Source organism: Mesorhizobium sp. M3A.F.Ca.ET.175.01.1.1, assembly GCF_004791945.1.
In the GTDB taxonomy this organism is placed as follows: domain Bacteria; phylum Pseudomonadota; class Alphaproteobacteria; order Rhizobiales; family Rhizobiaceae; genus Mesorhizobium.
The window spans coordinates 1-296 of sequence record NZ_SRTP01000348.1 but is presented as its reverse complement, the minus strand read 5'-3'; the positions used below and the strand labels follow the sequence as shown (position 1 = coordinate 296).

Genomic DNA, 296 nt, shown 5'->3' with positions numbered 1-296 from the left:
TCCGCTGGGGCACGCTCCGAATGCCCTTCGAGAGGGTGGAGCAGGTGGAGCGGCGCATCGCCAAGTCCGGCCAGGAAACCACCTGGATCGTCGCGGAGCTGGAGGGCAAGGTCGTCGGCCATGGCAACCTGGTCGTGCAGAGTTCGCCGCGCCGTTCGCATGTCGGCGAGATCAATATCGGCCTTGACGATGCCTTTGTCGGCAAGGGCATCGGCTCTGCCATACTTTCCGCGCTGCTTGACGTGGCCGATAACTGGCGGGCCCTGAAGCGGGTCGAATTGACCGTCTATGCCGAC

1 protein-coding gene is annotated in these 296 nt (G+C 64.2%); it reads left to right on the top strand.

Annotation, left to right across the window (positions count from 1 at the left end; translation table 11 throughout):
- Window positions 1–20: 20 nt before the first annotated feature.
- Window positions 21–296: GNAT family N-acetyltransferase (locus EN818_RS31940; RefSeq protein WP_245521445.1), on the top strand; the 276-nt coding region annotated here is incomplete at its 3' end.